Origin of the sequence: Pseudomonas agronomica, from assembly GCF_025917275.1 — a bacterium.
GTDB classification, from domain to species: Bacteria; Pseudomonadota; Gammaproteobacteria; order Pseudomonadales; family Pseudomonadaceae; genus Aquipseudomonas; species Aquipseudomonas agronomica.
Genome location: NZ_JAOSHO010000922.1, coordinates 1 through 902 on the forward strand (window position 1 = coordinate 1; position 902 = coordinate 902).

Genomic DNA, 902 nt, shown 5'->3' on the forward strand with positions numbered 1-902 from the left:
CAGGCCGGTGCCGCCGATAATTGCGTAAACGGTCATTTAAACGTCCTTAATCAATCAACTGGGCGGCTTTCAATGCGCCGATGGCTGTCAACCAGCGTGGATCCTGGCGGTACTCGGTATTGGCAAAGGCCTGGCCACGCATGCGGGCAATCCGCGCCGACGGCTTGACCTTCAAGCGCTGGGCAGCGCTCAAGGCCAGCTCGGCAGCCGCGCGGTCGTTGCAAACCAGCCCCATGTCGCAACCGGCCGTCAGCGCGGCCTCGATACGGCTGGCGGCATCGCCGACCACATGGGCGCCGGCCATGGAAAGATCATCACTGAAGATCACGCCATCGAACCGCAACTCGCCCCGCAGGATGTCTTGCAGCCAGCGTCGGGAGAACCCGGCCGGGCTGGCATCCACTTGAGGGTAAATGACGTGGGCCGGCATTACGGCCGCAAGCTGCTTGCTCAGCTTGGCAAATGGCACCAAGTCGTTGGCGCGGATCTGCTCAAGGCTGCGCTCATCCGTTGGGATAGCCACATGGGAGTCTGCCTCGGCCCAGCCGTGCCCAGGGAAATGCTTGCCAGTGGCTGCCATCCCTGCGGCGTTCATGCCACGAATGAAGGCTCCCGCCAGCAATGCGGCGCGCGCGGGATCACCTTCAAAGGAACGACTGCCAACCACGGCACTGCGCTGGTAATCGAGGTCCAGCACCGGGGCGAAACTCAAATCGAGACCGACCGCCAGCACTTCGGTCGCCATGATCCAGCCGCACTGTTCGGCGAGATATTCGGCGTTCGGGTTGTCGGCGATGGCCCGCATTGCCGGCAGGCGCACGAACCCCTGGCGCAGCCGCTGGACCCGCCCGCCTTCCTGGTCAACCGCCAGCAACAGGTCGGGGCGAATGGCGCGGATCGCC

The 902-nt window shown here is 64.3% G+C and carries 1 protein-coding gene; it reads right to left on the bottom strand.

Going from position 1 to position 902, the window contains the following annotated elements:
- Window positions 1-46: 46 nt before the first annotated feature.
- A partial coding sequence (gene nagZ, locus OC610_RS28130) for a beta-N-acetylhexosaminidase (RefSeq protein ID WP_264432912.1) occupies window positions 47-902 on the bottom strand: 856 nt, incomplete at its 5' end.